The sequence below is a fragment of the Pseudomonas sp. 2VD genome (genome assembly GCF_005503585.1).
Taxonomy (GTDB): Bacteria; Pseudomonadota; Gammaproteobacteria; order Pseudomonadales; family Pseudomonadaceae; genus Pseudomonas; species Pseudomonas aeruginosa.
In genome coordinates, this window is sequence record NZ_SCND01000307.1 from 1 (window position 1) to 7,258 (window position 7,258).

A 7,258-nucleotide genomic window follows, 5' to 3' on the forward strand; every position below is an offset into this window, starting at 1 on the left:
GTCTGCATCCAGTCCTGGCTGCCGACGGTGCCGCCGGAGCCGATCACCACCTTGCTCGGGTCGGCCTTGAGCGCCTTCACCAGGTCGTCGAGGTTCTTGTAGGGCGAATCGGTGCGCACCGCGATGGCGCCGTAGCTGGTGCCGATGGCGGCCAGCCATTTCACCGCGTTCTCGTCGAAGCGGCCGAACTTGCCCTGGGCCAGGTTCAGCAGCGAGCCGCTGGAGAAGGCGGTGATGGTGCCGGCGTCGCCCGGGCGTTGGGCGACCACCGCGTTATAGGCGACCGCGCCGACGCCGCCGGGCATGTAGGTGACGCGCATCGGCTTGCTCAGCAGCTTGGCCTCGACCAGGGCGCTCTGCGCCAGCTTGCAGGTGAGGTCGAAACCGCCGCCGGGGGACGCCGGGGCGATGCATTCGGGACGCTTGGGTTCGGCCACGGCGGCGCCGGCCAGCAGCAGGCCGGCGGCAACCAAGGCGAGGGGACGAAAAGACAGTTTCATCATCATCGGTGCTCCTGTGGAGTTCTTGTTCTGGCTTACCAGATCGGCAGGGTATAGCTGACGATCAGGCGGTTCTCATCGATGTCGCGGGTGAAATTGGAACGGAAGGTCGCGTTGCGCCAGCGGATTCCGAGGTTCTTCAGCGCGCCGCTCTGGAACACGTACTGCAGTTCGGTGTTGCGTTCCCATTCGCGGCCTTCGCCGCTCTGCCCGGCGAGTTCGACATTGTCGCCCTTGACGTAGCGGGTCATGAAGGTCAGGCCGGGAATGCCGAGGCCGACGAAGTCGTAGTCGTAGCGCAGTTGCCAGGAGCGCTCCTTGGGGCCGGCGAAGTCGTTGACCTGGACGAAGTTGACCAGGTACGGGTTGCTGCCTTCCAGGTAGGGGAAGGCGTCGTCGCCGTTCATTCGCTGCCAGGCCGCGCCGAAGGCATGGTTGCCAAGGCTGTAGGTGAACATGCCGTTGAGCGACTTGTTGTCGATGCCGCCGGCCTTGGCCGAGCCGCTGTCGGTGCTGCGGGCGAAGCGCAGGTCGCTGGTCAGTTCGCCGGGACCGATCGGCCAGCTGTGCAGCAGGCCGACGAAGTGCTGGCGGTAGACGTCCTGCAGGTTGCTGTAGTGATAGCTGGCGGTGAGTTGGTCGGTGAGCTTGTAGTCCAGTCCGCCGAGGTCGAAGTGATCGGCGCTGACCCCGGCGAAGCGGCCGTTCTTGTCGTTCAGCGCGAGGTCCTCGGAGTCGCTGGAGTCGCGGATCTTGGTCTTTTCCAGGCGCCCGGCGGTGAAGCCGAGGTCCTTGATCTCCTTCGAGGTGAGCAGCGCGCCTTCGAATATCTGCGGGAAGATCCGCCCGTTGTTCGGTTGTACCGATGGCAGCTTCGGAATCAGCGTGCCGACCTTCAGCTCGCTCTGCGAGACCTTGACCTTGGCGGTCAGGCCCAGTTTCGAGTAGGTGTCCGGCGCGCGGCCGTCGGAATCCTTCGGCAGCAGTCCGGTACCGCTGCGGCCGCGGCCGGAGTCGAGCTTGACGCCGAGCATGCCCATGGCGTCGAGGCCGAAGCCGACGCTGCCCTGGGTGTAGCCGGACTGCAGGTTGAGGATGAAGCCTTGCGCCCACTCCTCGCGCTTGGACTGGCCGGGGCCGTCGCGGAAGTCGCGGTTCATGTAGAAGTTGCGGGTTTCCAGGCTGGCCTTGCTGTCTTCGAGGAAGCCGGCGGCGTTGCCCAGGGGCGCGATGCCGGCGAGCACGACGGCGGTGGTGGTTAGGGTGGTGCTGCGGGACAAACGTACAGACCTTGCGGCCTGCGGCAGGGAAGTCGACATGCAGTGGTCTCCGATTCTTGTTCTTGTACGCCGAGCACCACGCTGCAGGGCGTTTTGGCGGACGATCTGCGCCGTCCATCGACTGATCCTAAGACGCCAAGCTTTCGCCAGGCTTTCAGCAATCCCCGGTGGCAGAGAAGCCATTTACCGGAGGGTTTTCCCCGGTACACTTCGCCTCTTGTGCCCTCATCCGGTGGTGGAGAACCGTCCATGCGCATCCTTCTGGTGGAAGATCATCCGCAGCTCGCCGAAAGCGTGGTCCAGGCGCTCAAGGGCGCTGGCTGGACGGTAGACCTGCTGCAGGACGGGGTGGCCGCCGACCTGGCCCTGGCCAGCGAGGAGTACGCCCTGGCGATTCTCGACGTCGGCCTGCCGCGGATGGACGGCTTCGAGGTGCTGGCGCGCCTGCGCGGGCGCGGCAAGACCTTGCCGGTGCTGATGCTGACTGCGCGCGGCGAGGTGAAGGACCGGGTGCACGGCCTCAATCTCGGCGCCGACGACTACCTGGCAAAGCCTTTCGAACTGTCCGAGCTGGAGGCGCGGGTCAAGGCCCTGCTGCGCCGCAGCGTGCTCGGCGGCGAACAGTTGCAGCGCTGCGGCGCTCTGGTCTACGACCTCGGCACTCGGCGCTTCAGCCTCGACGAGCAGCCGCTGACCCTGACCTCGCGGGAACAGGCGGTGCTGGAAGCGATGATCGCCCGTCCGGGGCGGGTGATGAGCAAGGAGCAACTGGCCGCCCAGGTCTTCGGCCTGGACGAGGAGGCCAGCGCCGACGCCATCGAGATCTACGTCCACCGCCTGCGCAAGAAGCTGGAAGGCGGCGCCGTGCGCATCGTCACCTTCCGCGGCCTCGGCTACCTGCTGGAGGCGCAGGGTGACTGATGCCGGCAGTCTGCGCGGACGGCTGCTGCTGTGGCTGGCCCTGCTCCTGCTGCTGGTGCTCCTGGCGAGCGGCCTGAGCGCCTACTGGAACGGCCGCGAGGTGGCCGACACCGCCTACGACCGGACCTTGCTGGCCTCGGCGCGGGCGATCGCCGACGGGCTCTACGAGAAGGACGGCACCCTGCGCGCCGACGTCCCCTACGTGGCGCTGGATACCTTCGCCTACGACAGCGCCGGGCGGATCTTCTACCAGGTCAACGACATCCATGGTCGGATGATCTCCGGCTACGAGAATCTTCCGGCAGCACCCGCCGAGACCCTGCGCACCGACGACTACCCGGCCTTGGCGAAGTTCTACGACGGCGTCTACCAGGGCGTCGACGTACGCGTGGTGAGCCTGCTGCAGCCGGTCAGCGAACCGAGCATGAGCGGCATGGCGGAGATCCGCGTGGCCGAGACCGAAGGCGCCCGCGAGCGCATGGCGCGCAGCCTGATGACCGATACCCTGTTGCGCCTGGGCGTCCTCGGCGTCGGCGCGCTGGTGCTGGTGTGGCTGGCGGTGAGCGCCGCGCTGCGTCCGCTGGATCGCCTGCGCCGCGAGGTGGAAGAGCGCCAGCCGGACGACCTGCGGCCGTTGCCGATGCTCGAGGTCCAACATGAATTGCGGCCGCTGGTGGAGTCGCTGAACCACTTCACCCAGCGCCTGCGCAGCCTGTTCGAGCGGCAGTCGCAGTTCATCGCCGATGCCGCCCACGAGTTGCGCACCCCGCTGGCGGCGCTCAAGGCGCGCCTGGAACTGGGCCTGCGCGAGCAGGAGCCGGAAGCCTGGCGTTCGACCCTGGAGACCACGGCGAAGAACACCGACCGCCTGATCCATCTGGCCAACCAGCTGCTCTCCCTGGCGCGCATCGAAAGCGGCGCCCAGGCCATCGCCGAGGGCGGCGCCGAGCGTATCGACCTGACCGCCCTGGCCCGGGAACTGGGCCTGGCGCTGGCGCCGCTGGCCTATGCGCGGGGAGCCTCGCTGGCGCTGGAAAGCGCCGGGCCGGTGTGGATCCAGGGTGAACCGACGCTGCTCAACGAATTGCTCAGCAACCTGCTGGACAACGCGCTGGCGCACACCCCGCAGGGCGGCAACGTGATCCTCAGGGTGCTGGAGGGGGGAGTGCTGGAAGTGGAAGACGATGGTCCGGGAATTCCCGCCGCCGACCGCGAGCGGGTCTTCCAGCGCTTCTACCGGCGCGGCGACAGCCCCGGCAGCGGCCTGGGGCTGGCGATCGTCGGCGAGGTCTGCCGGGCGCACCGGGCGCAGATCCAGCTCGACCAGGGCGAACTGGGCGGCTTGCTGGTGCGGGTGCGCTTCCCGGCGGAGTAGGGCGGGCCTATTGCAGCATGCTGGTGGCGGCTTCCAGGGCGCTGGAGAGGTCCTCGTCTTCCTTCATGTCGACGGTCGGTTCGAGGCCGAGCTTGGCGAACGCCGGGATCTGGCTCCAGTCCAGGCGGGTATAGGGATGCTCGCTGCCAAGGTAGCTCTGCAGGGTGGCGACCTGGACCAGGTCGGTATAGTCGGCGCGCGGCGAGTTGCGGGTGAAGTCCAGGTGCTGGCGCGGGACCTCGGCGATCGGCGCGGGGAAATCCCAGGCTTTGAGGATGCGCTCGCCGATTAGCGGATGGATGCGCTCGATCACGTGGCTCAGGCTGATGGAGTCCGACAGCAGCTCGTTGTGATCCTCGGCGTAGGTGAGGATCGGCAGCACGCCGATCTGGTGCACCAGCCCGGCCAGGGTCGCCTGGTCCGGCGCCAGGCGGGTGTAGTGACGGGCCAGCACGTGGCAGATGCCGGCGATCTCGGTGCTCTTGTTCCAGACTTCGCGCATCTTGCGGTCGACCACGTCGGTGGTGGCCTGGAACATCTGCTCCATGGCCAGGCCGGTGGCCAGGTTGCAGGTGTAGTTGATGCCCAGCCGGCTGATCGCCATCTGCAGGTCGGTGATTTCCTTCGGGCTGCGCAGCAGCGGACTGTTCACCACGCGGATGATGCGCGCGGTCAGCGCCGCGTCGTTGCCGATCACCTTGCTCAGGGCCTGGATGCTGACATCCGGGTCCTCCGCCGCCTCGCGGACCTGCAGGGCCACCTCGGGCAGGGTCGGCAGCACCAGTTCATCCTGATCGATGGCGCGGATCAGGTCCTGTTGGACTTTGTCGGCAAGCTTGCTCATGGCATTTCCTTTGAAAACGCAATGGCCGGAGCACGCTGTACGTGCACCGGCCATGGGAATACTGGCGGGCCGTCCGCGGACGGCGAGGCACAGTTTACGGTCAGCGCTGGATTTCGCTGTCGCTGTCCAGCGTGTAAGGCAGATTGAGGAGGACGAGCGGCGCTCCTTCGGCGCTTCCGAGGCTGATCCGGCCGTCGGCGACGGCGTCGTCCTGCAGCACGGCGAGCAATTCCACGCTGTTCTCCGGCGTACGGGCGGCCAGTACCACTTCGCCGACGCTGGTGGAATGGACCGGCGAGAACAGCCCGGTGCCGGGCGCCGGCACCTCGTCTGCGTCCAGCGCCAGGCGATACAGGCGGCGCTTGAGGCGGCCGAGATACTGCATGCGGGCGACGATTTCCTGGCCGGTATAGCAGCCCTTCTTGAAGCTGACCCCGCCGACCGCCTGCAGGTTGATCATCTGTGGGATGAACAGCTCGCGGGTAGCGCCGAACACCTGGCCGACGCCGGCGCGCACCTGGCCGAGCAGCCAATCGTCGAGCGGCGCCTCGCGGCTGTGCTCGCGGAGCGTGGCAAGCACCGCCTCGGCGCGCTGCGCCGGAACCCATAGCTCGACGCGGGCGTCGCCCAGGGCGACGGCGAGCAGGTCGCCGTGGCGGGCGATCCTGCCGCTCTCCGCCGGGGTGTCTATCCCCAGGGCGCGCAGTGCCTCGCTGGCGTCGCGCAAGCCTATGCGGAGCCAGGCTGCGCTCTCGTCGGCAAGGCTGGCCTTGGAGAATACGGCGTATTTCTTCAGGTCCGCCAACTGGGCCTCGAGCAGCTCGCCGGCCATCGCCAGCAGCAGGCCGTCGCCCTCGGGCAGGATGCGGAAGCTCGATAGCAGGCGGCCCTTGATGTTGCAGCGGCCGCCGAGGCTGGAGGTCTCGTCGTTCAGGTAGGCGAGGTTGCAGGTCAGCTGGCCCTGGAGGAACTTGGCGGCGTCCGGGCCGCGGACGGCGAGGATGCCTTCATGGACTAGCGGGGTGTGGAAAGCGGGGTCGGCCATTGCGATGCTGCGCGGTCAGTCAGTCAGGACCGTCATCATAGAACTCGGTCCGAGGCTTGTCAGCGGGCAAGAATGCCTGGCGCATCCGCCTTGACGGTTGTCGGACACTTCCGAGGCCGCCGTCGGCATGGGCCTGCGTCCCGCGCGGATACCCTTGGTTTGCCGGGCAATACGACCAAGGGCGGACGCCGGCGGAGCGACGCCTCGTCATCGGGCCGCGCCATTCGAGCGCAACCGCCCTATAATGCCGGGCGTTTTCGAGGAGCCCGAACATGGCAGATGAAACCGAACTGAAACGACTCTACTGGCACAGCCGTCGCGGCATGCTGGAACTGGATGTGCTGCTGGTGCCTTTCGTGCAGGAGGTTTACCCGGGCCTGGACGCCGAGGACCAGGCGCGCTTCCGCAAGCTGCTGGAGTGCGAGGACCAGGACATGTTCGGTTGGTTCATGCAGCGCGGCGAGCCGGAAGACGCCGACCTGCGGCGGATGGTGCGGATGATCCTGGACCGTGTCCAGCCGGATTGAGCCGTTCGAATGCCGCTGGCGGGTCTCTCCGATCCTGCTGGCGGCGAGCCTGGCACTGTGGGCCCTGGCGCTGCTGTCGATCCTGCTGGCGGCGCTGCCGGTCTGGCTGAAGCCGCCGCTGGCGCTGGTCTGCCTGGCCTACGGTGCCTGGGGGCTGTACCGCCAGGTACTGCTGCGCGGCTCGCGGGCCTTCCGTGGGTTGCGCCATGACGAGCAGGGCTGGCAGCTGTGGAGCGCCGGAAGCGGCTGGCAAGCGGTGCAATTGCGCCCGGACAGCCTGGCGCTGCCCTGGCTGATCGTACTGCGCGTGCGCCTGCCGGGCCGCTGGCGCATCCTTGGCTGCTGTATCCCGGCCGATGCATTGGGCGCCGACAGCCATCGGCGCCTGCGTGTCCGCCTGCGCTTCAGTCGCCGTAGATGGGCGGCACCAGGATAGTGTCGCGGGCTTCGGGCAGCAGGTCCGGATAATCCAGCGTGTAGTGCAGGCCCCGGCTTTCGCGGCGCTGCATGGCCGAGCGGATGATCAGTTCGGCGACCAGCGCCAGGTTGCGCAACTCGATCAGGTCGCGGCTGACCTTGTAGTTGCTGTAGAACTCGTCGATCTCGCTGAGCAGCAGGCGCACCCGGTGCTGGGCGCGCTGCAGGCGCTTGTTGGTGCGCCCATCGACCCGGACCACTTCCTGGCGCGCGCCGTCGAGCTGGAGCAGGCGCTCGCGAACCGCGACATCGCTCTCCACGCGATGCCAGATCTCATGGGTGGAGAAGC

The 7,258-nt window shown here is 67.6% G+C and carries 9 protein-coding genes; 4 read left to right on the top strand and 5 right to left on the bottom strand.

Annotated features, from left to right (window positions below):
* Both FFS27_RS25160 and FFS27_RS25165 read right to left on the bottom strand, forming a co-directional pair.
* Nucleotides 1–506, bottom strand: a 506-nt coding sequence (locus tag FFS27_RS25160; RefSeq protein WP_256659638.1) for a tripartite tricarboxylate transporter substrate-binding protein, incomplete at its 3' end; no start/stop codon positions are given.
* Nucleotides 507–535: 29 nt separating this feature from the next.
* The gene (locus FFS27_RS25165; RefSeq protein WP_023101501.1) at nucleotides 536–1,819 is read right to left on the bottom strand and encodes an OprD family porin; all 1,284 of its coding nucleotides are present in this window, start codon (nucleotides 1,817–1,819) and stop codon (nucleotides 536–538) included.
* A gap of 210 nt (nucleotides 1,820–2,029) precedes the next feature.
* Between FFS27_RS25165 and FFS27_RS25170 the strand changes: the two genes are divergently transcribed.
* Both FFS27_RS25170 and FFS27_RS25175 read left to right on the top strand, forming a co-directional pair.
* Nucleotides 2,030–2,701: a response regulator gene (locus tag FFS27_RS25170; protein WP_003085524.1), complete on the top strand. Its 672-nt coding sequence runs from the start codon at nucleotides 2,030–2,032 to the stop codon at nucleotides 2,699–2,701.
* Nucleotides 2,694–4,076 carry a sensor histidine kinase gene (locus FFS27_RS25175; protein WP_003085526.1) on the top strand — a complete coding sequence of 461 codons (1,383 nt, stop codon included), beginning with the start codon at nucleotides 2,694–2,696 and terminating at the stop codon, nucleotides 4,074–4,076. The genes FFS27_RS25170 and FFS27_RS25175 overlap by 8 nt, the downstream gene beginning before the upstream one ends.
* A 7-nt stretch (nucleotides 4,077–4,083) precedes the next feature.
* On the opposite strand, the gene FFS27_RS25180 is transcribed toward FFS27_RS25175, so the two are convergent.
* Nucleotides 4,084–4,920, bottom strand: a complete 837-nt coding sequence (locus tag FFS27_RS25180) for an HDOD domain-containing protein (RefSeq protein WP_003085528.1) — start codon at nucleotides 4,918–4,920, stop codon at nucleotides 4,084–4,086.
* A gap of 100 nt (nucleotides 4,921–5,020) precedes the next feature.
* Nucleotides 5,021–5,965, bottom strand: coding sequence for a CAF17-like 4Fe-4S cluster assembly/insertion protein YgfZ (gene ygfZ, locus FFS27_RS25185; RefSeq protein WP_137952272.1), 945 nt, complete (start codon nucleotides 5,963–5,965; stop codon nucleotides 5,021–5,023).
* A 272-nt stretch (nucleotides 5,966–6,237) separates the two neighbouring features.
* Here ygfZ and FFS27_RS25190 point away from each other — a divergent pair, with 272 nt between their 5' ends.
* Together FFS27_RS25190 and FFS27_RS25195 are read left to right on the top strand one after the other, a co-directional pair.
* Nucleotides 6,238–6,492: an FAD assembly factor SdhE gene (locus tag FFS27_RS25190; RefSeq protein ID WP_003085532.1), complete on the top strand. Its 255-nt coding sequence runs from the start codon at nucleotides 6,238–6,240 to the stop codon at nucleotides 6,490–6,492.
* Nucleotides 6,476–6,928, top strand: a complete 453-nt coding sequence (locus FFS27_RS25195) for a protein YgfX (RefSeq protein ID WP_003085534.1) — start codon at nucleotides 6,476–6,478, stop codon at nucleotides 6,926–6,928. The genes FFS27_RS25190 and FFS27_RS25195 overlap by 17 nt, the downstream gene beginning before the upstream one ends.
* On the opposite strand, the gene FFS27_RS25200 is transcribed toward FFS27_RS25195, so the two are convergent.
* Nucleotides 6,897–7,258: sigma-E factor regulatory protein RseB domain-containing protein (locus FFS27_RS25200; protein ID WP_272483174.1), on the bottom strand; the 362-nt coding region annotated here is incomplete at its 5' end. The genes FFS27_RS25195 and FFS27_RS25200 overlap by 32 nt on opposite strands.